This is a genomic window from Vibrio sp. 970 (assembly GCF_033339075.1).
In genome coordinates this window covers 1-595 of sequence record NZ_JAWOTW010000550.1, presented here as the reverse complement: position 1 = coordinate 595, position 595 = coordinate 1, and the positions used below count along the sequence as shown (strand labels likewise).

Annotated in this window: 1 protein-coding gene; it reads right to left on the bottom strand. The window is 44.9% G+C overall.

The window, feature by feature from the left end:
* Positions 1-182: 182 nt before the first annotated feature.
* The coding region (locus R7Q11_RS27810; RefSeq protein ID WP_225467190.1) for a LytR/AlgR family response regulator transcription factor at positions 183-595 on the bottom strand (413 nt) is incomplete at its 5' end.

The following is a 595-nucleotide window of genomic DNA, read 5'->3' as shown; positions in this document are numbered from 1 at the left end:
ATGATCGGCGAGTTGCAGACTCAGGCTATTCAGCTGTTCATACAAATAGTCAGCAACAGGAGACAACGCTCCCGTCGCATTCAATAAAGTCACACGATAACTCATTTATCTTCCTTGATAACTCAGATGATGTGGGGCGAGTTTACAGTGTAAAGAGTGAGCAGCAACGGATTAGGGAAAAGTTACATGCCTTTAAACAAACTTTGAGAAGCGCGGCTCACTGGCAGCTTAGTTTCACCAACATAAACAAACATTCTTCCTGCAAAGTCTTTGTTTACTTTACTGATTTTAGACACTTGCACCACGCTTGAGCGATGCACTTGCCAAAACTGCTCTGGGTTTAGCTGCCCAATCAACTCTTTGAGCGATGTGCGGATCAAATATTCTTGCACTTCCCCCTGCCCTTGCTGCGCATACACCGAAACGTATTTTTCTTCCGCTTTGAAATACAGCACATCAGACGTCGCGATGAGATGAATATCGTCACCTTGCGTGGCTTTAATCCACTGTAAGTATTGCGGTGTTTGAGGCGCAGACAACTGTTGCAGTTGTTCCAACAAACTATTCATCTGAACATGGCTGTTGTCGCTTCCTC